The sequence below is a fragment of the Acidobacteriota bacterium genome (genome assembly GCA_016716715.1).
Lineage (GTDB): Bacteria > Acidobacteriota > Thermoanaerobaculia > UBA5066 > UBA5066 > Fen-183.
The window spans coordinates 41,769-65,931 of sequence record JADJVE010000003.1 but is presented as its reverse complement, the minus strand read 5'-3'; the positions used below and the strand labels follow the sequence as shown (position 1 = coordinate 65,931).

Annotated in this window: 21 protein-coding genes; 12 read left to right on the top strand and 9 right to left on the bottom strand. The window is 70.2% G+C overall.

Features of this window, described 5'->3' with window-relative positions; genetic code table 11:
- Positions 1 to 110: 110 nt before the first annotated feature.
- From IPL89_05140 to IPL89_05125, 4 genes are read right to left on the bottom strand one after another with little or no spacing between them, the layout of a single operon-like run.
- On the bottom strand, positions 111 to 1,469 hold the full coding sequence (locus tag IPL89_05140) for a sigma-54-dependent Fis family transcriptional regulator (GenBank protein ID MBK9062564.1): 1,359 nt from the start codon (positions 1,467 to 1,469) through the stop codon (positions 111 to 113).
- Positions 1,466 to 2,170 (bottom strand): hypothetical protein, encoded by a 705-nt coding sequence (locus IPL89_05135; GenBank protein ID MBK9062563.1) that lies wholly within the window; start codon positions 2,168 to 2,170, stop codon positions 1,466 to 1,468. The genes IPL89_05140 and IPL89_05135 overlap by 4 nt, the downstream gene beginning before the upstream one ends.
- A gap of 10 nt (positions 2,171 to 2,180) precedes the next feature.
- Positions 2,181 to 2,975, bottom strand: a complete 795-nt coding sequence (locus tag IPL89_05130; GenBank protein ID MBK9062562.1) for an efflux RND transporter periplasmic adaptor subunit — start codon at positions 2,973 to 2,975, stop codon at positions 2,181 to 2,183.
- A 17-nt stretch (positions 2,976 to 2,992) separates the two neighbouring features.
- Positions 2,993 to 4,120: a DUF5009 domain-containing protein gene (locus IPL89_05125; GenBank protein ID MBK9062561.1), complete on the bottom strand. Its 1,128-nt coding sequence runs from the start codon at positions 4,118 to 4,120 to the stop codon at positions 2,993 to 2,995.
- A 90-nt stretch (positions 4,121 to 4,210) separates the two neighbouring features.
- Between IPL89_05125 and IPL89_05120 the strand changes: the two genes are divergently transcribed.
- Together IPL89_05120 and IPL89_05115 are read left to right on the top strand one after the other, a co-directional pair.
- The gene (locus tag IPL89_05120) at positions 4,211 to 5,863 is read left to right on the top strand and encodes a serine hydrolase (protein MBK9062560.1); all 1,653 of its coding nucleotides are present in this window, start codon (positions 4,211 to 4,213) and stop codon (positions 5,861 to 5,863) included.
- Between the two features lie 40 nt (positions 5,864 to 5,903).
- Positions 5,904 to 6,788 (top strand): sensor domain-containing diguanylate cyclase, encoded by an 885-nt coding sequence (locus IPL89_05115; GenBank protein MBK9062559.1) that lies wholly within the window; start codon positions 5,904 to 5,906, stop codon positions 6,786 to 6,788.
- Here IPL89_05115 and IPL89_05110 read toward each other — a convergent pair.
- Positions 6,785 to 7,924, bottom strand: coding sequence for a dipeptide epimerase (locus tag IPL89_05110; protein ID MBK9062558.1), 1,140 nt, complete (start codon positions 7,922 to 7,924; stop codon positions 6,785 to 6,787). The two genes, IPL89_05115 and IPL89_05110, sit on opposite strands and share 4 nt — an antisense overlap.
- Before the next feature lie 25 nt (positions 7,925 to 7,949).
- On the opposite strand from IPL89_05110, the gene IPL89_05105 reads away from it, so the two are divergent.
- From IPL89_05105 to IPL89_05095, 3 genes are read left to right on the top strand one after another with little or no spacing between them, the layout of a single operon-like run.
- Entirely contained in the window at positions 7,950 to 9,764 is a 1,815-nt protein-coding gene (locus tag IPL89_05105) for a serine hydrolase (GenBank protein MBK9062557.1), read from the top strand.
- Entirely contained in the window at positions 9,761 to 10,648 is an 888-nt protein-coding gene (locus tag IPL89_05100; GenBank protein ID MBK9062556.1) for an EamA family transporter, read from the top strand. Before IPL89_05105 ends, IPL89_05100 begins: the two co-directional genes overlap by 4 nt.
- A gap of 49 nt (positions 10,649 to 10,697) precedes the next feature.
- Positions 10,698 to 11,171 carry an SgcJ/EcaC family oxidoreductase gene (locus IPL89_05095; GenBank protein MBK9062555.1) on the top strand — a complete coding sequence of 158 codons (474 nt, stop codon included), beginning with the start codon at positions 10,698 to 10,700 and terminating at the stop codon, positions 11,169 to 11,171.
- 17 nt (positions 11,172 to 11,188) lie between these two features.
- Here the strand turns inward: IPL89_05095 and IPL89_05090 are convergent, their stop codons facing one another.
- Entirely contained in the window at positions 11,189 to 11,761 is a 573-nt protein-coding gene (locus IPL89_05090; GenBank protein ID MBK9062554.1) for a hypothetical protein, read from the bottom strand.
- On the bottom strand, positions 11,758 to 12,642 hold the full coding sequence (locus tag IPL89_05085; protein ID MBK9062553.1) for a hypothetical protein: 885 nt from the start codon (positions 12,640 to 12,642) through the stop codon (positions 11,758 to 11,760). The genes IPL89_05090 and IPL89_05085 overlap by 4 nt, the downstream gene beginning before the upstream one ends.
- A 65-nt stretch (positions 12,643 to 12,707) precedes the next feature.
- Here IPL89_05085 and IPL89_05080 point away from each other — a divergent pair, with 65 nt between their 5' ends.
- From IPL89_05080 to IPL89_05065, 4 genes are read left to right on the top strand one after another with little or no spacing between them, the layout of a single operon-like run.
- Positions 12,708 to 13,613: a TIGR01777 family protein gene (locus IPL89_05080; protein ID MBK9062552.1), complete on the top strand. Its 906-nt coding sequence runs from the start codon at positions 12,708 to 12,710 to the stop codon at positions 13,611 to 13,613.
- Complete coding sequence (locus IPL89_05075) at positions 13,613 to 15,871, top strand: xanthine dehydrogenase family protein (protein MBK9062551.1); 2,259 nt, start codon at positions 13,613 to 13,615, stop codon at positions 15,869 to 15,871. The genes IPL89_05080 and IPL89_05075 overlap by 1 nt, the downstream gene beginning before the upstream one ends.
- On the top strand, positions 15,868 to 16,344 hold the full coding sequence (locus IPL89_05070) for a (2Fe-2S)-binding protein (GenBank protein MBK9062550.1): 477 nt from the start codon (positions 15,868 to 15,870) through the stop codon (positions 16,342 to 16,344). Before IPL89_05075 ends, IPL89_05070 begins: the two co-directional genes overlap by 4 nt.
- Complete coding sequence (locus tag IPL89_05065) at positions 16,331 to 17,233, top strand: FAD binding domain-containing protein (GenBank protein ID MBK9062549.1); 903 nt, start codon at positions 16,331 to 16,333, stop codon at positions 17,231 to 17,233. Before IPL89_05070 ends, IPL89_05065 begins: the two co-directional genes overlap by 14 nt.
- 9 nt (positions 17,234 to 17,242) lie before the next feature.
- On the opposite strand, the gene IPL89_05060 is transcribed toward IPL89_05065, so the two are convergent.
- Positions 17,243 to 18,475 (bottom strand): DUF1624 domain-containing protein, encoded by a 1,233-nt coding sequence (locus IPL89_05060; GenBank protein ID MBK9062548.1) that lies wholly within the window; start codon positions 18,473 to 18,475, stop codon positions 17,243 to 17,245.
- Positions 18,476 to 18,516: 41 nt separating this feature from the next.
- Positions 18,517 to 20,196, bottom strand: coding sequence for an energy-dependent translational throttle protein EttA (gene ettA / locus IPL89_05055; protein ID MBK9062547.1), 1,680 nt, complete (start codon positions 20,194 to 20,196; stop codon positions 18,517 to 18,519).
- Between the two features lie 96 nt (positions 20,197 to 20,292).
- On the opposite strand from ettA, the gene IPL89_05050 reads away from it, so the two are divergent.
- From IPL89_05050 to IPL89_05040, 3 genes are read left to right on the top strand one after another with little or no spacing between them, the layout of a single operon-like run.
- Positions 20,293 to 20,787 (top strand): DNA starvation/stationary phase protection protein, encoded by a 495-nt coding sequence (locus IPL89_05050; GenBank protein ID MBK9062546.1) that lies wholly within the window; start codon positions 20,293 to 20,295, stop codon positions 20,785 to 20,787.
- A 38-nt stretch (positions 20,788 to 20,825) separates the two neighbouring features.
- Positions 20,826 to 22,937, top strand: coding sequence for a S9 family peptidase (locus tag IPL89_05045; protein ID MBK9062545.1), 2,112 nt, complete (start codon positions 20,826 to 20,828; stop codon positions 22,935 to 22,937).
- Positions 22,938 to 22,945: 8 nt separating this feature from the next.
- On the top strand, positions 22,946 to 24,154 hold the full coding sequence (locus tag IPL89_05040) for a pyridoxal phosphate-dependent aminotransferase (protein ID MBK9062544.1): 1,209 nt from the start codon (positions 22,946 to 22,948) through the stop codon (positions 24,152 to 24,154).
- Positions 24,155 to 24,163 lie beyond the last annotated feature (9 nt).

Sequence of the window (24,163 nt, the reverse complement as noted above, 5' to 3'; positions counted from 1 at the left end):
GAGCGCGGCGACGGCTGGAACGCGGGCTTTTGGCCGCGAACCGGTCTCAATCGCCCGGGAGGGGCGCGTCACGCGGATGACTTTTTCAACCCGGAGTTGACGGATTCAACCTAGAGCCCGTACTTCCGGCAGAGGTACTTCATCTGGTTCGGGTCGAGGCCGAGGGCGCCCGCCGCGCGCGCCTTGACTCCTCCGCCCCGGGCGATTGCCCGCACGAGCAGCTCCTTCTCGAAACCGGCGACCGCGGCGGCAAGTGGAAGCTCGATGCCTGGGGCGCCGCCGTCCGCCGGACCCGACGCCGGCAGGTGCCCCGGCAGTATCACGTCCTCCTCCGCCATGAGAGTCAGCATCTCGACGAGGTGCTCGAGCTCGCGGACATTCCCGGAGAACGGCCGGGCCTTCATCGCCTCGAGCGCCTCGGAGGTGAACGTCTTCGGCGGCCTGCCGTGGCGCCGCGCGGCGCGGACGGCGAAGAACTCCACGAGGAGCGGGATGTCGTCCCGCCGCTCGCGGAGCGGGGGCAGCTCGAGGACGACCGTGTTGATCCGGTAGAACAGGTCCTCGCGGAAGGCGCCTTTCGCGACGAGGCCCGAGAGGCTCTCGTTGGCTGCCGCGATGAGCCGGATGTCGACCGAGATCGTCTTCGTGCCGCCAACTCGCTCGAAGGCGCGGCCTTCGAGGACCCGGAGAAGCTTCGACTGGATCGAGGGCGGGAGAGTCGCGACCTCGTCGAGGAAGAGCGTTCCGCCGTGCGCCAGCTCGAACTTCCCGGGCCGCGCCGCGACGGCTCCCGTGAAAGCCCCCTTCTCGTGCCCGAAGAGTTCCGACTCGGCGAGCGATTCCGGAAGGGCCGACCCGTTCACGGCGATGAACGGACCGTCCTTCCGCGGGCTGCCCCTGTGGATCGCCTCCGCGACCAGCTCCTTGCCGGTCCCGCTCTCGCCCTGCAGGAGCACCGTCGCGTCGGAAGGGGCGACGCGCCCGATCTTCGCGAAGAGCGCCTGCATCGGCGCGCTGGCGCCGACCAGGCCGTCGAACGTGCGGCCGCGCAGCATTCCGTCCTTCAGGGCGCGGTTCTCGGCGAGCAGCCGGCTGCGCTCGAGCGCCCGGCCGAGGACGAAAAGGAGGTCGGCCTTCTCGACGGGCTTGCGGAAGAAGTCGAACGCGCCGAGCTCGACGGCCCGGAGAGCGTATCGCCGGTCCGTCTCGCCCGTCATGACGACGACCGCGGCCTCGGGGCGCTTCGACCGGATTGCCGCGAGAAGGCCGAGTCCCTCCTCCGCCTCGCGGGACGGCGGCAGGCGCAAGTCGATCAGGAAGAGGTCCGGATCGCGCGCGACGAGGGCGAGGCCCGCCACCGCGTCCGGCGCCGTCACGACCTCGAACGTCCCCTTGAGGGCGAAGACGAGCTGTTCGAGAAGGCCGCGGTCGTCCTCGACGATCGCGAGGCGGCCCTCCTTCCCGCTCACGAGGAGGCCTCGACCGGCAGGATTGCGCGGACGCGAGTCCCTTCCCCCGGGCGGCTGTCCACGACGAGGTCTCCCCGGTGGAAGAGCAGGATCTGGCTGCTCGTGTAGAGGCCGAGACCGACCCCTTCCGGCTTCGTCGTCTGGAAGGGCCGGAAAAGCCGGTCGCGCACGAACTCCTCGCTCATCCCCGGGCCGTCGTCCTCGATCTCGACGACAACCGAGCGCTTTCGACCCCGGCGCTCCTCGCGCGTGCGCACGGTCACGCGCCCTCCCGCGGGCGCGACGGCCTCGAGGGCGTTCTGGACCACAGAGAGCAGAGCGTCCCTGAGGTAATGAGGGTCGCCCCACACACGCGGAAGCGGCGCGAGCTCGGCCGCCACGTTCCGCGGGCCGGCTCCGCCGGCGCCCCGCACGTGGGCCACCCGCAGGACTTCGCGGACGAGGTCGTTCACGTCGACCTCGACCTTGATGAGGATCGAGTCCGCGTGCGCCGTCCAGCGGTCCACCATCGTGTCGAGCCTGTCGCGCGTTCCCTGCAGGAGCTCCACGACGCTGCGCTTGAAGTCGGGGTCCCCGAAGTGCTCCTCGAGATTCTCGAGGACGAGACCCAGGCGAAAGCCCATGTTCCGCATGTCGTGCAGGAGGACCGAGTCCATCGTGGAGCGCAGGCGCCGCTTCGAGGGGCGGGGATGCGCCGGCATCGCGGGACCCTCAGCGCGACGAGGGCGCGAAGACCAGCTTCACGCCGAGACCGGGCCGCATCACCTTCTTCGCGTCGCGGGGGACCCGGACGAGGACCTGGATCGTGCCGCTCGCCGGGTCGACGACGGGGCTCACGAACGACACCCGCCCCGTCGTGCGGACGTCCGGGAATTCCGCGGACGAGACGGCCACCTCGTCGTTCACGCGGACCGACCCCAGCGCGGCGGTCGGAAGGTAGGCGCGCGCGAGGAGCGGCTCGAGCGCCATGACCTTGAAGAGCGGCTTGTGCTCGTCGAGGAGGACCTTCTCGCCGGCGCGGACCCACCGATCCGCGACGACGCCGTCGAAGGGGGCCCGGATCACGGAGCGATCGATCACGAGCTTCGCCCGCTCGAGCTCCACCGCGGCCAGCTCGAATCGCGATTTCTTCTGCTCGAGCTCGGCCTTGCTCGCGAGGCCCAGACGGGAGAGCTCCTCGAAACGGTCCAGATCCGCCCGGGACACGCGGAGCGTCTCCTCGGCCGCCTGCCGGTCCAGCACGAACTCCCGCTGGTCGAGGACCGCGAGAGCCTGGCCCTTCTTGACGGGCTCGCCACGGTCGGCACTGATGCTGTCGACGACGCCGCTCACACGCGTCGTCACCGAGACCTCCTGCTCGACCATGAGGTTGGACGTCGCGGTGAGGGGACCTTTCGGCGCGGGGGCAGAGCCCGGCGTCTCTGCGGACAGAGGCGCGGCCAGAAGGAGCGCGATCACGAGCCCGTTCGCGTTCGTCCAGAACCCCCTGAGTGAATCTCGGCGCATCATATCCGGATCGCCCTTCAGATCTTCCAGAACCAGCCCCGCTTCTCGAAGACGCGGAGTACGGCCCACCAGAAGAGGATCGTGACGAGCGCGAACGCGTGCGAGCGGAGCGTGGGGTCCGCGATCCACGAGAAGCCGGCGCGGTAGAGCCACGTGTGGAGGCTGATCGCCTTTCCCGCCGCGTCCGACACCTTGATCAGGCCCATCGTCTTGGCGAGGAGGCCCGAGAGGACGAAGACGAGAAGGGGGTTCGTGCCGAAGGTGAAAAACGGCGCGAACGGCTTCTTCCAGCCGAGGACGTCGATCACGGCGACACAGAGGCCGATGGCGAGAAGTGCCGCGCCCGACGTGAAGACGACGTACGACGCCGTCCAGAGGTTCTTGTTGATCGGGAGGACCCGGCTCCAGAGGAGGCCCGCGGCCGTCGCGACGGCCCCCCAGGCGAGGAGGCGCGCGACCTTCGTCTTCACGCTCGCCTCGCTCCGGAGGAGGAACCCGGTCAGCGTCCCCGTGAGCATCGTCGCGACGGCGGTCAGCGTCGAGACGAGCCCTTCGGGATCCCAGCCCTGCGCGTTCTTCCAGAGGTGGCCCTTCAGGACGGCGAGGTCGACGGCGCGCTGGACGTTGCCTGCGGGCGTCAGGTCGTAGCCCGTCCCGAGGAGGATCCAGGTGTGAAGCGCGAGGAGGACGCTCACGGCGGCCGCGACGCCGAACGCCCGCCGCTTCCAGACGGCGAGCAGGATCCACGTGCCGAGGACGTACGTGAGCCCGATGCGCGGGAGGACGCCCGGGATGCGCAGCCGCGCGAGGCGCTCGAAGAACGGCACGAACGGGTAGAACGCCATGAGCCAGCCGACGAGGACGATCGTCATCCCGCGCCGGAACGCGTGCCGCGCGAGATCGCCGCGGTCGGCGCCCTGCGCCATGCGCTTTTCGAGCGAGAACACGCCCGCGACGCCGACGATGAACAGAAACCACGGAAAGATGAGGTCCGTCGGCGTCCACCCGTGCCACTCGGCGTGGCCGAACGGCGCATACAGGTGGCCCCAGTCGCCCGGGTTGTTCACGAACACCATCCCGACGACCGTCAGGCCGCGGAACATGTCGAGGGCGGCGAGGCGCTGCTCCTTCTCGATGCGGTGCATGTTAGAACGGGGGACAGGGAGAAGAGGGGAATGAGGATTTTCTTAGAAGGTGAATGCGCCAGCGCAGCGCAACCGCACGGCCATGGCGGCATGCACCGCCGCCCCTCCCCTCTTCCCTTTCTAAGAGAATCTTCTTCTTCTTTTCCTCTTCTCTTCCTCTTCCTAAGCAGCATTCTCTTTTCTCTTTCTTCCTGCACGACCATCCCCGCGTCGTTGCACGTGACGCCCGAGGACCAGGGGCTCGCCCGCCGCGTCGCGAAGCTCGCGGCGGGCAGCGGCGCGCACATGGGGTTCGTCGCCCTGCACGTCGAGAGCGGGCGCCGCTTCGAGCTGAACGCGGCCGAGCAATTCGAGGCCGCGAGCGTCATCAAGATCGCCCTTCTCGCCGAGGCCGCCGCGCGCGACGCCGAGGGCACGCTGGACCTGACGGACCGCTGGAGGCTCACGGCGAAGAGCCTCGCCGCGGGGTCCGGGATGCTCGACGAGTTCGACCCCGGCCTCACGCCCACGAACCGCGACCTCCTTTCGCTCATGATCGCGATCTCGGACAACACGTCCGCGAACCATTTCATCGACCTTTTCGGCGCGGACGCCGTGAACGCGCGCATGGCAAGGCTCGGCCTCCCGGACATCCGCCTCGTCGGCCGCATCCCGGACATCGGGAAGGGCGAAGGCAAGTGGGCGCCCCTCGGCGTCATGACGCCGAACGCGACCGCCGAGTACTACCGCCGTGTCGCGACGCGCACGCTCCTCGACCCGGCTTCCGACCGCGTCGTCGCGAAGCTCCTCGCCGTCCAGCACACGAAGGACCGGCTGCCCCGCCTGCTCCTCGAGGAGAAGGGCTCGGCCTGGGCCGGCAAGACCGGGAGCTACGGCGGCGTGCGAAACGACTCGGGCATCCTGACGACGAAGAAGGGCCGATTCGTCCTCGTCGCGTTCGCGGACCGAATCCCGGACCAGAAGGGCGCGACGGTCCAGGCCACGCGCGCGATGGGAGAGATCGCGGCCGCGATCGTGAACGCGTGGGCGGAGACGCTCCCGGACGTCGCGCCCCCGCCGGAGCCTCCCGCCGCTCCCGCGCTGCGTCCGGCGGTCCCGCGCATGGAGACGACGCTCGCCGAAGCCCGTGCGGCGACGCAGCCGTCGAACCTCGTCCGCGTCTACCGCGACACGGACCGGCGCTTCTGGGACGCGTGGGCGCTCGCGGGTGGCGAGACGCGCGACGCGTGCCTGATCCCGATGCCGAACACGTGGTGGGAGGGGTTCCGGCCGTCGAAGATCGAGCCGGTCTCGGCGCTCATCCTCCACCACACGTCGCAGGCCACGGACGAGGAGTGCATCGCGCTCTTCCAGAAGCCCGAGAGCCGCGTGTCGTCCCATTTTCTCGTCGGGCGCGACGGCCGCCTCTACCAGTTCGTGTCGCTCGAGCACCGCGCCTGGCACGCGGGGCCCTCGACTCTCCACGGCCGCCTCGCGCTCAACCGGACCTCCGTCGGCGTCGAGGTCACGGGCGACGGAAACCTGTATCCGTTCACGCCAGCGCAGATCGAGACGGTCGTCCGCCTCGTCGGCGTCCTGACCGCGATGTTCGACATCCCGGCGCCGTGGATCGCGGGCCACCAGCACATCGCCCCCGACCGCAAGGACGACCCGGGCGCCCTGTTCCCGTGGAACGACGTCGTCCGCCGCGGACTCGAAATGTCCGAGTCCCTCAGGAAAATGGGCCTTTCGAAGGGGGATTGATTTCCCCGGGGCGGTTTCTTATAGGATGCGCCCGCTCATCATGCCCAGCAGGCTCTCCCGGCTCGACGACGCCGAGACTCTGCGCGGCCTCGTCCGGGATCTCCGCGAGGGGATCTACGTCACGGACCGCGACGGCCGGGTTCTCGACGCGAACCGCGCGTTTCTCGCGATGTTCGGCGTGTCCTCGCTCGACGAGCTCCGGGCCTCGAGGGCGGCGGACCTCGTCGTCGACGTCGCGCGGCGCGAGGCCGAGCTCGCGCTCCTCCACCGCGACGGCGCGGTCCGGGACTTCGAGATGGAGATCCGCCGCGCCGGGGGCGAGGTCCGCACGGTCATCGACTCGGCCACGTGCGTGAAGGACCCGGAGTCCGGCGAGGTCTTCTACCACGGCATCCTGATCGACATCACCGACCGCAAGCTGCTCGAGCAGCGCCTCCTCGACCAGAGCCTGCGCGACCCGCTCACGGGCTGCTTCAACCGGCGGTACCTGAACGAGTTCGAGCGCCGCCACGCGAGCGAGTCCCATCCGTCCTTCTCGGGCGCGTGGGGCTGCATCATGGTCGACCTCGACTACTTCAAGCAGTACAACGACGAGTTCGGCCACGAGGCCGGCGACGCCGTCCTGAACCGCGTCGCGCGGTTCCTCATGCGCCAGACGCGCGCCGAAGAGGCGGCTGTCCGCATGGGCGGCGACGAGTTCCTTCTCCTCCTCGACGGCGGGGACGCGGCCGCGACCGAGTTCGCGGCCCGGCGGCTGCAGTCCACCGCGGACCGGGAGCTGCTCATCCCGTTCTCCATGGGCTGGGCGGCGCGGGAGGACGGCGAGACGCTCGAGAAGACGATCGCGCGCGCGGACCAGGCCCTCCTCAAATCGCGCGGCCGCACGCGCTCGGGCGAACGGCCGCGCCTCGTTCTCCCCGCCTAAACCTGGACCGGCGTCACGCCGAGGCCCGGGCCTTCCGGCATCGCCCAGACGCCCTTGTCGATCCGGAGCCCCGTGAACGGGTCCTTCGCAAGCAGGAGGTTCCCGTCGAGGTCCAGCCAGTCGAAGAGCGGCCCCAGCGCGAGGCCCGCGGCGATCCCGACGGAGGACTCGATCATGCAGCCGCACATCGTCTTCAGGCCCACGGCGCGCGCGACGACGACCTGTTCCCACGAACGCGTGATGCCGCCCGCCTTCGCGAGCTTCACGACGACGCCGTCGAAGAGCCCCGCCTTCTTCGCGACGTCCGCCGCCGTGAGGACTCCCTCGTCCGCGAGGACAGGGTACGTCGCGAGTCCCTTGAGCTTCACCATCTCGGCGTCCAGCGCGGCCGGCATCGGCTGTTCGAGATAGAGCGGCTTGATCCCGTTCAGCCAGAGGATCTTCTTCCGCGCCTCGTCTACCGTCGCCCAGCCCTCGTTCGCGTCCACCGTGAGCGCCTGGCTCGACACGGAACGGATCGCCGCGATGTTCTCCTCGTCGTTCGCGAGGCCGATCTTGATCTTCAGCTTCGGGTAGGCGGCCGCTTCCTTCGTTTTCTGCTTCATGACCTCGGCCGTGTCGATGCCGATCGAGAAGGTCGTGACCGGCATCCCGTGCGCCGGCACGCCGAGGAGCTGGTGCACCGGGCGCCCGAGCCGCTTGCCCTTCCAGTCCCACAGGGCGATGTCCAGCGCTGCGACGACCTCGTGGTCGTTCCCGGCGGCGGCCTCGGCCTTCTCGAGCCACGTCAGGTGATCCCACGGCGACAGGCCCGCCACGGCCTTCTCGACCTTTGCGTACGCGGCCTCGGACGTCTCCCAGCTCTGGCCCCAACGCTTGTTCGCGGCGGCCTCCCCGTAGCCCGTCACGCCCTCGGCCGTGATCGTGAGAAGGCCGTTTTTCTTCTCGTCGGACGAACCGCGCGCGATCGTCCACGTGTGCGCGAGCTTGAGGACGAGGGGGCGGTAGGACAGGGAGACCGGGGCCGCAGACGGACGGGAGGGGGATTCCGCGAAGAGGGCCTCCGGGAGGGCGGAAGAGGCGGCGGCGGCGGCGGAAGAGAGAATGAGTCCGCGGCGGGAAATGGGCTGCGTCATGGGTCGATTATGGTGGAATCCACGGATGCGCGTCGCACTCGCCCTTCTCGTTCTCGAGGCAAATCTCCTCTTCGCGGCGGGCCCCGCTGCCTCGCCCCCGAAGCAGACGACGGCCGTGGTCGTGTCCGCGGTCCAGGACCTCTACGTGCGGCCGGACGAGACGTCGAGCGTGGACGACCAGGCGATCCTCGGCGACCGCTTGACGATCCTCGAGGACGCCGCGGGATTCGCGAAGGTGCGGACGGCCGCGGGCGAGATCGCCTGGATCCCCGAGCGGGCGCTGCGCCGCGGCGCCGGCGCGGAGGCGCCGGCACAAGGGACGAGGCTCGCGCGCGTGACGTCGAACTTCGCGCACGTTTACAACTCCCCGTCCTTCACCTCCGCTCGTCCTCTCCTCACCGCTCCGGTCGGGGCAACGATGGCTTTTTCGGATTTCTTAGAAGGTAAGACGAAAGAGGGCGGCGGGTTCGAATGGGTGCGGGTCGCGCTGCCGGACGGGCGCATCGGCTTCGTCGCGCGCCCGGGCGCGGCCCTCTTCACCTTCAAAGAAGATCTTCCTCTTCGTTCTCCCTCCGACTGGATCGCGTTCGGCAAGCGCTTCCTCGGCGCACCGTACACGTGGGGCGGAACGACGCCTCTCGGATTCGACTGCTCGGGGCTGATGACGCGGATCTTCTCGGAGCACGGAGCCATTCTGAAGAGGAACAGCTACGAGCAGGCGTTCCAGGATCCGCAGCTCGTGCCCGTCGCGTTCGAGAAACTCCGGCCGGGCGACCTCCTCTTCTTCGGGACGCCCGACAAGATCGACCACGAAGCCATGTGGATCGGCGACGGCACCGTCCTGCAGTCCACGCGGCACAACGTGCCGGGCGTGCAGATCACGCCTTACGACAGCCCGTTCCTGAAGCCCCTCTTCCGGTATGCGAGGAGATTGAAGACGGAAAAAGAGAAGAATTTCTTAGAAGGTGAAGAGGGCGTCGGGGCGCGCCTCAGCGCCGCGAAGGTGCACCGACTCGAATCCACACTCGAAGAAATCTCTCGCGCCAGCGGAGCGCGCTTCGGCATCTGGTTCAAGGATCTTTCCAGCGGTCTTTCCCTTTCAAAGAATCCCTCTTTGGTCATGCACGCTGCGTCCACGATGAAGACTCCCGTTCTCCTCGAGCTCCTCCGCCGCGTGGACGAGGGGTCTCTTCGGCTCTCGGACGAGCTGCCCGTGAAGAACGAGTTCAGGAGCCTCGTCGACGGCTCGCCGTTCTCGATCGGCCTCGAGGACAACGACGGCCCCACGGTCGCATACGCAGGGAAGACGGCCACGATCGAGTTTCTCGCGCGCGAAATGATCGTCCGCTCGTCGAATCTCGCGACGAACATTCTCCTGACGCTTCTCGGCCCCGCCGAGGTCCAGAAGTTCACGGATGCGCTCGGAGCTCCGACCGTCCACGTGAGGCGGTGCGTCGAGGACACCAGGGCGTTCGAGAAGGGCATGAACAACGAGACCGACGCCGCCGGGATGGGCGCCGTCATGGAAGCCGTCGTCCGGACGCCGAAGCTCTCGGCGGCCGCGAAGGCGAAGGCCTGGGAGATCCTGATCGGCCAGACGTTCAACGAGGAGATCCCGGCCGGCCTGCACCCGCAGTCGGGCGCCGTCGTCGCGCATAAGACGGGCTCGATCTCGTCCGTGCAGCACGACGCCGCCGTCGTCCGCTTGCCGGACGGGAGGGAGTACGTCCTCGTCCTCCTCGCGAACGACTTCGGCGCGAACGAGGCGGGCCGCGAGCGCGTGACTGCCGCCGCGAAGAAGATGTCGCGCGCCGTCTGGGAGGCGATGATCGCCCCGTGAAACGCGGCGTCGTCCCCGCGCTTCTCGTCATCTACGTCGTCTGGGGCTCGACGTACCTCGCGATCCGCTGGGGGCTCGAGACGATCCCGCCGTTCACGATGGCGGCGGCGAGGTACCTCGTGGCCGGCAGCCTTCTCCTGGCGTGGGTCAAATACCGGGGCGCGCCGCGCGTCGCCCTCCGCGACCTCGGCCCGGCCTTTCTCACCGGCGGGCTCATGCTTCTCTGCGGCAACGGCGGCGTCGTCTGGGCCGAGTTGCGGATCGCGTCCGGGCTCGCGGCGCTTCTCGTGGCCGTCGAGCCGCTCTTCATCGTCCTCCTGCAGGCGACGCTTCCCCAGGAGCGCCGCCGCCCCTCGCCCCAGGCCCTCGTCGGCGTCGCGCTCGGGATCGCGGGCGTCGTCCTCCTCGTGGGGCCGGTCGGCCTCGGGGGCGCGCGCGTGGACCTCGCGGGCGCCGCGGCCGTCCTGTTCGCGGCTTTCGCGTGGGCGCTGGGCTCATTGCTCTCGCGCCACTTCAAGCCGCCCGCGTCGCCGCTCCAGACGACCGCCCTCCAGATGCTCGCGGGAGGCGTGCTCCTCGGCGGCGCCTCGGGGTTGGCGGGCGAATGGGCCCGCTTCTCGCCGGGCCTCGTCTCGGGCAAGTCCGTCGCGGCGGTCGCCTACCTCGTCGTCTTCGGCTCGCTCGTCGCGTTCACGGCCTACGTCTGGCTGCTGCGCGCCGCGTCGCCGGCGCTCGTCTCGACGTACGCGTTCGTGAACCCGGTCGTGGCCGTCTTTCTCGGCTGGCTTCTCGCCTCCGAGCCCGTCTCGGCGCGCACTCTGGCCGCGGCCGCGGTGATCGTCGCGGCCGTCGTCCTGATCACGCTCGGCGAATCGCGCCGCTGACCGACTGAGATAAGCTCCGCACCAAACGGAGGGAAAAGAGGAGAATTCCATGAAGAAGACCTTCGTGGCGTGTGTCCTCGTGTGTGTCGCTTTCACGGCCGGTGCCGCCCTCGCGGCGGACGCGGCGCCCAAGCACGGGCTGATGACCGTGGACAGCGCGTGGGCGAAGGCCATGCTCGCCAACGACGCGGCCGCGTGCGCCGCGCTCTACGCCGACGACGCGGTCCTCGTGCTTCCGGGCATGGGTGCGATCAAGGGCAAGAAGGCGATCGCGGACGCCTACGCCGGCTGGCTCAAAGAGGTCAAGGTGACCGAAGCCGCCGTGATGGACACCCACTACCGGTCGTCCGGCCACGTCTCGGCGGGCTGGGGCGCCTTCAAGGTCGTGACCGTGCCGAAGGCCGGCGGCGCGCCGACGACGGAGACCGGGACGTGGTGCGCCGTCGCCGCCCAGCAGAAGGACGGCTCCTGGAAGTACGTCGCCGACCACGCGTCGGACGACCCGGCGCCGGCCAAGAAGTAACGGCCCGGAACGAACGGCTACTCGATCGACTCGCCGCTCCGCGCCTTCGCGAGGTGCGGGGCGGCGCCGTCGGGCCAGCTGAGCGAGCCGCGCGCCTGAGACGCGAGCTTGCCGTCGGCCGCGAAGAACATCGTCTCGTTCGGGCGCTTCGAGTTGAGCTTCGTCGTCGTGTCGCCCGAGGGATCGAGGACGAGCGTCCCGGGGAACGGCGGCACGAGGTTTTTCTCCTCCAGCCACGCATCCAGTTCGGAAAAGTTCTGGGCGTGCGCGATGAGGACGAACTCGACGTCCTTGTCGTTCTTCAGCGCTTCCTGCTGGAGGAAGATTCCCGCGAGCTCGTCGGAGGCGCCGGGCGCCGCCGTCGAGAAGAAGTGCAGGACGAGCGCATGGCCGGGCTTGCCGACGAGGTTGCGGCTCTTCCCGTCGCGCATCTCGACGACGAGGCGTCCGCCGGCGTCGAGGTTCAGGATCCCGTGGTCGTGGTCGGGGTGCGTGGCCGGCGTGAGCGACCACCAGTAGGCGTAGCCCATGGCGACGGCGACGAACGCGCCGGCGGCGAGGAGAACGGTGCGGCGGCGGGAAGGGGTCATGGTTTGCTCCCGGCGTCCGCCTCCGGGCGGACGTCCGTTTCGGTTTCGACGTTGAAACGTCTCAGGTTCGTGAACGTCGCCCGGAACGACGTGTCGAGACGGAAGAAGAGCGCGGTCTTCCCGGTCACGCGGAAGTCCACGGCGCACGGGAACCAGAGGCCGCCCCCGGCGGGCTGGCCCGTGTAGAAAATGTCCGCGTCCTTCACGTTCGCGGCGAGGCCTCCCGCGACCTTCACGGAGCGGGTCAGGCGCGCCTCGACGGACCGGACCTGGAACGTGGACGCGTCGATCACGGCGCGGCCCTCGAGGGCGTTCAGCGCGCGGTCGCCAAGCCCCTTCGGAGCCGGGGCGGTGGGGCTCGGAGAGAAGTCGAGAACGTAGGCGGGCCGCCCTTCGATGACCTCTTCGCCCACGAGCCGGATCGTATATCGGCCGATGAGCTCCGAAAGGCGGCGCGAGCCGACGAGCGGGTCGTCCTCGTCGCCGGCGACGCGCGGCGGGGCCTTCGCCGCCGCCTCGGCCTTCTCCTCGACGCGGCGCCTCCTGCCCTTTTCGTCACGCTCGGCCGCCTTTCTCTTTTCGTCTTCCGTCGCCGGGCGGTCGTCGACTTCGACGAGCTCCCGCGAGCTTTCCGCGCCGTTCTCGCCGGCAAAGACGTAGAAGAGGCGCGATTCGACCTTTTCGGGGCGGCCCTTCGCGCCCCACGTGATCTGGACCTCGCGCTGGTCGAATGTCGAGCCCTCGAAGGCGGCCTCGACCCGCCGCTGGCTCTTCACGACCCGCCGGATCAGCTCGACCGGATCCACGTCGGACGCGCCCGCGGGCCCTCTGGCCAGCGCAAGGGCGAATCCGGCGGCGGCGGCGTGGCGGACGACTCTCATCCCCGGAAGGATACGGCGCTCGCGGCCCGTCCGATTTCGGTACGATCGGGGGACAAGGAGAGCGGATGCGCGTCATCGTCACCGGCGGAACCGGCTTCATCGGGCCGAAGCTGTGCGAGCGGCTCGTCGCGAGGGGTCACGACGTGATCGCCCTCACACGCGACGCGTCGCGATCGCGCGACCACGTGCACCCGAAGGTGCGCGTCGTCTCGTGGGCCGAGGGCGCCGCGTGGGAAGGGTTCGTGGACGGCGCCGGCGCCGTCGTGAACCTCGCCGGCGAGACCATCGCCCAGCGCTGGACGGCCTCCGCGAAGGAGCGCATCGCGCAGAGCCGCCTGAACGCCGCCGCGCGCCTGAAGGCGGCCGCCGAAAAGGCCGCGCAGAAGCCCGGCGTCCTCGTGAACGCGTCGGCGGTCGGCTTCTACGGCCCGCGCGGCGACGAGATTCTCGACGAGAGCGCGCCCCCCGGCGAGGACTTCCTCGCGCGGCTGTGCGTCGAGTGGGAGGCGGCCGCGCGCGCTTTCGAGCCGCTCGGCACGAGGGTCGCGATGCTGCGGACAGGCGTCGTCCTCGGCGCGGACGGCGGCGCCCTCGCGAAGATGCTTCCTCCGTTCAAGGCGTTCGCGGGCGGCCCGCTCGGCAGCGGCAAGCAGTGGATGTCGTGGATCCACGAGGCCGATCTCGTCGAGATGTACGTCTGGGCCGCCGAGAATCCCGCCGTCGCCGGGCCCGTCAACGCGACGGCGCCGAACCCCGCCACGATGCGCGACTTCGCGACCGCGCTCGGCCGCGCGCTCCACCGCCCCAGCTTCGCAAAGGCCCCGGCCGCCGTGATCCGGCTCGCGCTCGGCGAGATGGCCACGGTCGTCCTCGACGGCCAGCGCGTCGTGCCGAAGAAGGCTCTCGACCTCGGGTTCACGTTCCGCTTCCCGGACGTCCTCCCCGCGCTGAAGGACGTCGTCGGAGACTGATGGCGCTCGTCGGCCGCAGCGTCCCCCGCCCGGACGGACCCGCGAAGGTCACGGGGCGGGCGCGCTACGTCGACGACGTCACGCGCCCCGGCACGCTCGTGGGCGCCACCCTGCGCTCGACGGTCGCGCGCGGCCGCCTGCGCGGCATCGTGAGGGATCCCTCCTTCGACTGGACCGGGCTCACGGTCGTCACGGCCGAGAACGTCCCGGCGAACGTCGTCGCGCTCATCGAAGAGGACCAGCCCGTCCTCGCATCGGACGACGTCCGCCACGCGGGCGAGCCGCTGGCCCTCGTCGCGGGCGAGGACGCGCTGAGGGTCCAGCGCGCGCTTCAGCACCTCCGGGCCGACATCGAGCCGCTTCCTCCGGTCCTCACCGTGGCGGACGCCCTCTCGCGCACCGCGCAGATCTACGGCTCCGACAACGTCTTTCGGACCGTCCACATCGCGAAGGGCGACGCGGCCGCCGCGATCGCGGCCTGCCCCGTCCAGCTCTCGGGGACGTACACCACGCCCTGGCAGGAGCACATCTACCTCGAGCCGCAGGGCGTCCTCGCGTTCTGGGACGAGGGCGGCGGCGCTCACGTCCTGTCCTCGTGCCAGTGCCCGTATTACATCCACAAGGGGATCAAGCGCACGTTCGGGCTCACGGACGAGCGCGTCGACGTGACGCAGGCCGTCACGGGCGGCGGCTTCGGCGGCAAGGAGGAGTACCCGACGATCCTCGCGCTCCACGCCCTTCTCCTCGCGAAGGCGAGCGGCCGGCCCGTGAAGATGATCTACGACCGCAAGGAGGACATCGAGGCGACGACGAAGCGCCACCCGTCCTCCGTCTCGATCACGTCGGGCTGCGACCGCGACGGGACGCTGCGCGCCGTCTCGATCCGCATCGTCTTCGACGGCGGCGCGTACGTGACGCTCTCGCCCGTCGTCCTCTCGCGAGGCGCGCTCCACGCCGCGGGCGCGTACCGGTGGGAGCACGTCGCGATCGAAGCGCAGGCGGTCGCCACGAACACGCCGCCGAACGGCGCCTTCCGGGGGTTCGGCGCGCCCCAGACGATCTGGGCCATGGAGCGGCACATGGACCGGATCGCGCGCACGCTGCGCCTCGACCCGCTTCTCCTGCGCGAGAGGAACCTCCTGCGCGTCGGGGACACGACGCCGACCGGCCAGTTCCTGAAGGAATCCGTCGGCGTCGCCCGCTGCGTCGAGGAAGCGAAGAAGGCGAGCCGATGGGAAGAAAGGCGCGCGTCCCCGGCGCCGGCGGCCTCCGGCATGTTCCGCCTTCCGCCGCCGGGCGCCGTGGCGGCGCGCAAGGCCCGCGGCATCGGCGCGAGCGTCTACCTGCACGGCGCAGGCTTCACCGGCTCGGGCGAGCTCGCACACCGCGCGCGCATCGCGGTCGACCTCCTCGCGGACCCGAAGACGGGCCGGGCTCGCTTCCGCGTCCGCGGCGGCTCGACGGACATCGGACAGGGCACGGAGACGGTCTTCCGGCAGATCGCGGCCGAGGCCCTGTGGGTCTCGATGGACCGCGTCGAGTTCGCGACGCCCTCGACGGCGGCCGTGCCCGACTCCGGCCCGACGGTCGCGTCGCGCACCGTGATGGTCGTGGGCGGCGTCCTCGAGGCGGCCGCCCGGTCGCTCTTCGCCCAGATCGAGGGAGAACGCCAGCAGAAGGGCGGCTCGTTCGAGGACGCGGCCCGACGCCTCCTCGCGGCCCACGGGACGGTCACCGTCGAGCGGGAGTACGAGCCGCCGCCCGGCCTCGCGTGGGACGACGCCACGTATCGCGGCGACGCGTATCCCGTGTACGGCTGGGGCTGCGCGATCGCGGAGGTCGAGGTGGACCTCGACACGTTCGAGACGAGCGTGCTCGGCCTCTGGAGCGCGCACGACGTCGGCAAGGCGATCCACCCGACCAACTGCAAGGGCCAGATCGAGGGTGGCCTCCTGCAGGCGATCGGCTGGGCGCTCCAGGAGAACCTCGTGATGCGCGAGGGCCGCGTCGTGAACGCCCGCCTGACGGACTACGTGATCCCGACGATCCTCGACGCTCCGCGTTTCACGACGCTCCTCGTCGAGGATCCGTTCTCGAGAGGTCCCGGCGGGGGCGCGAAGGGCCTCGGCGAGATCCCGATGGACGGCGGCGCGCCCGCGGTCGCCGCGGCCGTCGAGCACGCGACGGGAATCGTCTGCGACGACCTCCCGCTCCTGCCCGAAAGGCTCTTCGCACTCTCGAAGGAGACCCGCCGGTGAACGTGCGCTTCGTGCTCAACGGGAAACCCGCGGCGGTCGACGCGCCGCCCGCCGCGCGGCTCCTCGACGTCCTGCGCGGAGCGCTCGGCCTGACGGGCACGAAGGAGGGCTGCGGCGAGGGCGAGTGCGGATCCTGCACCGTCCTCCTCGACGGCGCCCCCGTGAACGCGTGTCTCGTCCTCTTCGGGCAGGTCGAGGGCCGCGCCGTCACGACCGTCGAGGGCCTCGGCGACCCCGCGCAACTCTCGCCCCTCCAGGAAGCGTTCGTGAAGGAGGGCGGCGCTCAGTGCGGAATCTGCACGCCCGGCTTCCTCGTCTCGGCCGAGGCGCTCCTCGCGGCCATCCCCCAGCCCGGCGAGACGGACATCCGCGAGGCGCTCGCGGGCAACCTCTGCCGCTGCACCGGCTACCAGCGCATCGTCGAGGCCGTGCGAGCCGCCGCGAAGGAGAGGACGTCGCGTGAGCCTGGCTGAGCTGCCCCTCCACGGCTTCGAGCGGCCCGCGTCCCTCGCCGACGCCTGCGCGACGCTCTCGCGCCGCGCCGGAAAGGGGGAGGAGACGGTCCTCGTCGCGGGCGGCACGGACTGGGTCGTGTCCCAGCGGCTCGCGCCGCTCTCGCTCGGCGGCGAGCTGCCGCTCGTCCTCGACATCTCGCGCATCCCCGAGCTCCTCGGCGTGAAGATCGCGGGCGAGCGCGCCGCGATCGGCGCCGCGGCGACCTACTTCGAGATCCGCCACCATTCGGCCCTTTCGCGCCGCGTTCCGATGCTCACGGCGATGGCGCGCGACGTGGGCGCCCTGCAGATCCAGGCGCGCGGGACGCTCGGCGGCAACCTCGCAACTGCCTCGCCAGCCGCCGACGGGAGCGCGGCTCTCATGGCGCTCGACGCGGACGTCGTCGTCGCGAGCGTCCACGGCGAAAGGCGGATTCCGATCGCGCAGTGGTTCACGGGTTACCGGCGCACGGCGCGCGCCGCCGACGAGATCATCGCGAGGATCGAGTTCACCCTGCCGAGGACGGGCGCGCACCAGGTGTGGCGCAAGGTCGGCACGCGCGCGGCACAGTCGATCTCGAAGGTCGCCCTCGCGGCCGTCGGCGAGTACGAGCGCGGCCGCTGCGTCCGCGTCGGGCTCGGGATGGGCTCCGTGGCGCCCGTGACGGCCGCCCTCCCCACGGTGCGCGCCCTCGCCGTCTCGCCGGGCCCTCTCGCCGTGCCCGACGACCAGCTCGACGCCGCCGTGCGGCGCGACATCGCGCCGATCGACGACGTGCGGTCGACCGCGGCCTACCGGGCGCACGTCGCGTCCGCGCTCGTCCGCGGCTTCTTCCGGACGCTGCGCCCCGTCTCGAACGCCGGCTGAACGTCCGCCCTAGAGGTAGGTCGTCCAGACCGCCCGCGAGCGGGCCTTGAACGCGCCGTAGCGGACGCACGGGACGTAGAGCGCGAGGACGACGGCGATCCAGAGCGCGTACACGCCGGGCAGGGAGAGCCCGTAGCCGGGCGGGGGCGGCACGACGAACGACGGCGACTGGAACGCGGCCCAGCGCACGAACGGTCCCGAGACGCCGCCCGCCTGCACGGCCGCGACGGCGACGGCAAGGACGTGAATGAGGGGCAGGTGCGCGACGTAGAAGAACATCGGGACCTTGCCGTACGCGGAGAGAAACCGCCCGACCGCGCCGGGCGGGCGGTCGACGAGCGCGAACGTGATCAGGAGCGGCCCGAGCGTCATGAGAAGAAAGCACAGGGAAGGCGGGTACTTCTCGCAGTTCAGGAACGCCGCGAACGTCATCACGGCGGTTTTCTGCGGGGCCCAGGCTCGCGGATCGCCGTAGGCGTTCGCGAGGCGGAGGACCACGAACGCCGTCGTCGCGGCGAAGCCGAGGGCGAACGTGAGGCGCCGGCGCTCCGCCCGTGGCCGCGCGAGGAGCGCGCCGAACCCGTACCCGAGCGCCATGACGCCCGGCCACGGAATCGCCGGGTAGCCGATCTCGAGAGTGAAAAGGCCCGGCAGCGGGAAGCCGGGCGGCGGCGTCCCGAAGGGAATCATCCCGCCCGCGTGGACGACCTTCCACGCGGCGCCGGCGAGGCCCGTGAGCGGGAGCTTGTCGACGAAGTCGAACGCGTTGTGGCCGGCGACGAGGACCGCGCCGATTCCCGCGATCGCCCACGGGCCAAGGCGCAGTTTCACGAGCAGCGCGAGAACGAGCATCGCAACGCCCAGCGACCAGAGCGTCGCGAGAACGCCGAGCGGCCAGAGATTGAACAGCCAGACGAACCTCAGGACGAAGAACTCGAGCGCGATGAGGAAGAGGCCGCGCGACGCGAGGAACCGCGCGAGGCTCTCCGGCGTCTTGCCGCGCGAAAGCGACAGGAACGCGGCGGTTCCCGCGAAGAAGCTGAAGCCGGGCGCGCAGAAGTGCGTGAACCAGCGCGTGAAGAAGAGAGCGGGATACGTCTTCGACATGTCGACCGGGTCGAACGGGATGCTCGACACGTAGTCCCGCACGTGGTCGAGCGCCATCACGACGATGATCGCGCCGCGCAGGACGTCGAGCGCGTCGACGCGCGATATCGGCGAACGAGACTCTGTGTCGGCCACTTCAGGAAGATTCTAGGCGAGGGGGCGCCCCGCGCCCCCGTTCAACCCCCGATCTTGCGGTACTTGATCCGGTGCGGGCGGTCGGCCTCGGCGCCGAGGCGCTTGTGGCGGTCGGCCTCGTAGTCCTGGTAGTTGCCCTCGTACCAGACCGTCTTGCTGTCGCTCTCGAACGCGAGCATGTGCGTCGCGACGCGGTCGAGGAACCAGCGGTCGTGGCTGATCACGACGGCGCACCCGCCGAAGGACAGGAGCGCTTCCTCGAGCGCGCGCAGCGTGTCGACGTCGAGGTCGTTCGTGGGCTCGTCGAGGAGGAGGAGGTTGCCGCCCCTCTTGAGCGTCCGCGCGAGGTGCAGGCGGTTCATCTCGCCGCCCGAGAGGTTCGCGACGAGCTTCTGCTGGTCGGCGCCCTTGAAGTTGTACATCGCGCAGAAGGCGCGGCTCGGCATCTCGCGCTTGCCGAGCATCACGAGGTCGTTGCCCTCCGAGAGCTCGTCGTGGACGGTCTTTTTCGCGTCGGGCTTCTCGCGATTCTGGTCCACGTAGCTCGCGACGACGGTCTCGCCGACCTGCAGCTTCCCGCCGTCCGGCTTCTCGAGGCCCATGATCATCTTGAAGAGCGTCGTCTTGCCGGCGCCGTTCGGCCCGATGATCCCCACGATGCCGCCCTTCGGCAGGTCGAAGCTCAGGTCGTCGAAGAGGAGCTTGTCGCCGAAGGACTTCTTCACGCCCTCGGCCCGCACGACGACGTCGCCGAGGCGCGGGCCCGGGGGAATGTAGATCTCGTTCGTCTCGCCGCGCGCCTCGATGCCGCTCTCGGAGACGAGCTGCTCGTACGCCTGCAGGCGCGCCTTGCTCTTGGCCTGCCGCGCGCGCGGGGCCATGCGCACCCACTCGAGCTCGCGCTTGAGCGACCGCTGGCGGGCGCTCTCGGTCTTCTCCTCGATCTCGAGCCGGGCTTCCTTCTGCTCGAGCCACGAGGAGTAGTTGCCCTTCCACGGGATGCCGGCGCCGCGGTCCAGCTCGAGGATCCAGCCCGCGACGTTGTCGAGGAAGTAGCGGTCGTGCGTGACGGCGACGACGGTGCCCGGAAACTCCTTGAGGAACTGCTCGAGCCACGCGACGGACTCGGCGTCGAGATGGTTCGTGGGCTCGTCGAGAAGGAGCATGTCGTTCTTCTGAAGGAGGAGACGGCAGAGCGCGACTCGCCGCCGCTCGCCGCCCGAGATCTTCGTGACGTCCGCGTCGGGGGGCGGGCAGCGAAGCGCGTCCATCGCGGCCTCGAGCGTGCGGTCCAGGTCCCAGCCGTTCGCGGCCTCGATTGCGTCCTGCACCTTCCCGTACTCGGCCATGACCTTTTCCATCTCGGCGTCGGGCAGGCTCTCGCCCATCTTCTCGCCCAGCTCGTCGAACCGCGCGAGCAGCTTTTTGACCGTCGCGACGCCTTCCTCGACGTTCTCGAGAACGGTCTTCTTCGGGTCGAGCTGCGGGTCCTGCGACAGGAAGCCGATCCGCGTCCCCTCGGCCGGGAACGCCTCGCCCGTGAACTCCGTGTCGATGCCCGCCATGATGCGCAGGACGGTCGACTTGCCGGCGCCGTTCAGCCCGAGGATGCCGATCTTGGCGCCCGGGAAGAACGAGAGGTAAATGCCGCGGAGGATCTCGCGCTGGGGCGGAACCACCTTCCGCAGGTTCTGCATCGTGAAGATGTACTGTTCGGCCATTGGGTTCCTGTCTGCCCTGTCGGGGGCGGGAATGTAGCATCCAGCGACTTGACATTCTTTAGACTTAGTCTAAATTAGAGATCGGAGGACACCCCCTTGGCCAAGAAAGACAAGAAAAACAAGAAGAAGGGCCACCCCGCCGCCGTCGTCACGACGCTTCAGCGCCAGCAGGCGAACGCCCTCGTCGCGTACCTCAACTACAAGAAGTATCACTGGCTCAGCTACGGGCCGCTGTTCCGCGACATCCACCTGCTTCTCGACGAGCAGGCGACCCAGACGTACGCCTCGATCGACGAGCTCGCCGAGCGCGCGATCATGATCGGCGGCGCGCCGATCGGCGATCCGGCCGACTACCTGCCCGCGGCGACCGTGAAGGGCTCGAAGGGCCTGCTCTCGATGGAGAAGATGCTGGCCGAGGCCCGCGCGACGCTCGACGTCGTCATCGAGGAGATGCACGCGGACGCCGAGACCGCGACCGACGCCGGAGACATCGGCACGGCCGACCTCTACACGCGCCTCGTCCAGGTGCACCAGAAGAACCGCTGGTTCCTCGACGAGATCCTCAAGAAGCGCGACGGCCTGACGAGCTGAGGCGGGCCGGACGGGGCGCGGACCGATAGACTCGGCGCATGCCGAAACGGTCCGCTCCTCTTGCCCTTGCCCTCCTCTTTCTCCTCTCCCCCCTCGCCCGCGCAGCCGACACCGGTCGCGCGTTCACGCTCGAGGACCTCTACCGGACGAAGGGCGTAGGCGAGCCCGCGATCTCGCCGGACGGGAAGACGATCGTCTACTCCGTCGCGACGAACGACTGGGCCGCGAAGAAGAAGACCGTCGCGCTCTGGCGCGTCGGCGCGGACGGCTCGAATGCCCGTCCGATCACCGCCGGCGACGCGCGCGACGAGCATCCCTTCTTCTCCCCCGACGGGAAGACGCTCGCATTCGTCTCGACGCGCACGGGCGAGCCGCAGGTCTTCTTCCTGCCGCTCGCGGGCGGCGAGGCCGAGCAGAAGACGCGGTTCCCCGGCGGAGTCGACGGACCCGCCTTCTCGAGGGACGGCCGCTTTCTCATCTTCGCGGCCGACGTGACGCCTTCCTGCGGCGCCGACGCGGCCTGCAACAAGAAAGCTTCGGACGCGCGCGACGCGAACAAGATCAAGGCCCATCTCGCCGACTCCCTCCTCTACCGCCACTGGACGGACTGGAAGGACGGCAAGCGCACTCACGTCTTCCTTCTCGACCTCGCCGAGGCGGACGCTGGCAAGGCCGTCCGCGACCTCACACCCGGCGACTTCGACTCTCCGGTCTTCTCGGTCGGCGGCGGGCGGGACTTCGACCTCTCGCCGGACGGGAAGGAACTGGCCTTCTCGTCCAACCGCGACGCGGACGCGGCGTACTCGACGAACGCGGACGTCTGGACCGTGCCCGCCGCCGGAGACGCGGCGGCACTCTCCGCACCGAAAAACCTCACCGCGGCGAACAAGGGCTTCGACGGCTCGCCCCGCTACTCGCCGGACGGAAGGTTCCTCGCGTTCAAGCGACAGCTCACCCCGCGCTACGAGGCCGACCGGTTCCGGATCGTCCTCCGCGACCGCGCGACCGGCGCCGAGCGCGATCTCACCGCGACGTTCGACGACAACGTTCGCGACTTCGACTTCTCGCGAGACGGCAGCCGGATCTTCTTCACGGCCGAGGTGAAGGGGCGGACGCCCCTCTACGAGATCGTTCTCGCAACCGGCGCGCTCCGCGCGGTGTCGTCCGTGGGCGCGATCGACGCGTGGACGCTCGCGCCCGACGCCTCGTTCGCCGTGGCAGCGCGCCGCAGGATCGGGAGCCCGCTCGAGCTGTGGCGCCTCGCCGTGCAGGGCGGAGGGGACGGGACCGGCGCGCGACTCACGACGCACAACGCGGCCTTCGAGAACGAGGTCGACGTCCGCCCCGCCGAGGAGATCACCGTGCCCGGGGCCGGCGGCAAGCCCGTCCACGTCTGGATCGTGAAGCCTCACGGCTTCGACGCCGGGAAGAAGTATCCGCTCATCCTGAACGTCCACGGCGGGCCGCAGCAGCAGTGGGCGGACGCGTACCGCGGCGACTGGCAGGTCTACCCCGGCGCGGGCTACGTCGTCGCGTTCCCGAACCCGCACGGCTCGACCGGGTTTGGCCAGGCGTACACGTCCGCGATCTCGGGCGACTGGAACGGCAAGGTCATGACGGACATCGAGAAGGTGGCGGACGCTCTCGAAAAGCTGCCGTACGTCGACAAGGACCGCATGGGCGCGATGGGCTGGTCGTGGGGCGGCTACGCGATGATGTGGCTCGAGGGCCACACGACGCGCTTCAAGGCGCTCGCCTCGATGATGGGCGTCTACGACCTGCGCGCGATGTACTCCTCGACCGAGGAGGTCTGGTTCCCCCACTGGGACCTCAAGGGCGCCCCGTGGGAGAACGCGGCCCTCTACCGCTCGCAGAGCCCGTCGGAGTATGTGACGGCGTTCAAGACGCCGTGCCTCGTCGTCACGGGCGAGAAGGACTACCGCGTCCCCTACACGCAGTCGCTCGAGTTCTTCACGGACCTGCAGGCCCGCGGCGTCCCGTCGCGGCTGATCGTCTTCGAGAAGGCGGGGCACTGGCCGAGCGCGTTCGAGATGGCGCTCTACTACGCGGCCCACCTCGACTGGTTCCACCGGTGGCTCGGCGGCCCGCCATCGCCGTGGAAGCCGGAAGACCTCGTCGCGGGACGCTGAAGGCCTGCGTGTTCTCGAAGCGGCTGCCGCCCGTCCACGAGGAGAACCGCGTCACGCGGGCCCTCGCGGCGCGCACGAGGCCGCACCTCGACCTGACGGTCTCGAACCCCACGGCAGTGGCCCTTCGCTCCGGCGGCGTCGACCTCTTTCTCGACGTCGAGGGCGACGCCGGCCTCCTCGCGCCGCTCGCGGACCCGCGCGGCCTCGTCTATGAACCGGACCCCCGGGGATTGCGGCGCGCGCGCCTCGCTGTGAGCAACTGGTACGCGGCCGTTCACGGCGTCCTCGCTCCGCCCGAGCGGCTCGTCCTGACGGCCTCGACGAGCGAGGCCTACGGCTGGCTCTTCAAGGTTCTCGCGGACCCGGGTGAGGCCGTCCTCGTGCCCGCTCCGTCGTATCCGCTCCTCGATGCGCTCGCGGACCTCGAGAGCGTGACGCTCGCGCGTTACCCGCTCGCCGCCGAGGACGGCTTCCGCGTGCACGCCTCGGCCGTCGCGCACGAGGTCGAGCGCCTTGCGGCAGCGGGTGTGCGCACGGCGGCCGTCGTCGTCGTGAACCCGAACAACCCGACGGGCAGCTCGATCGGAGCCGCCGAGCTCGACGCTCTCCTTGCGCTGGCGGCGGAGAAGGGCTTCGCCGTGATCTCCGACGAGGTGTTCGTCGACTACCGCTACTCCGACCGCCCCGACGACGTGCCGGTCGCGGCCGCGCGCGGCGCGGCGCTCGTGTTCTCCCTCGGCGGCCTCTCGAAGTCCGCGGCGCTCCCGCAGCTCAAGCTCGGCTGGATCCTCGCGAACGGCCCTCCCACGCAGGTCGAGGACGCGCTCACGCGCCTCGAATGGGTCGCGGACGCGTACCTCTCCGTCGGGACGCCCGTGCAGCTCGCCCTCCCGCGCCTCTTCGAGAGCAGCCGCCGCGCCGTGGAGGCGATCTGGGCGCGCGTCCTCAAGAACGAGCGGGCGCTTCGGACCGCGTTCCCGGAGGGCGGGGCCGTCACGCCCGCGCCGGTGGCCGCCGGATGGGCCGCGTGCCTGCGGGTCCCGGCCGTGAGGCCCGAGGAAGAGATCGTCCTCGACCTCCTCGAGTCGCACGACGTCCTCGTTCACCCCGGCTACTTCTACGACTTCCCGTCCGAGGCGTGGCTCGTCGTGAGCCTCCTCCCGCCGCCCGACGTCTTCGCCGAGGGCGCGGAGCGCCTCGCGCGGGCCCTGCGCTGACGCCGGCGC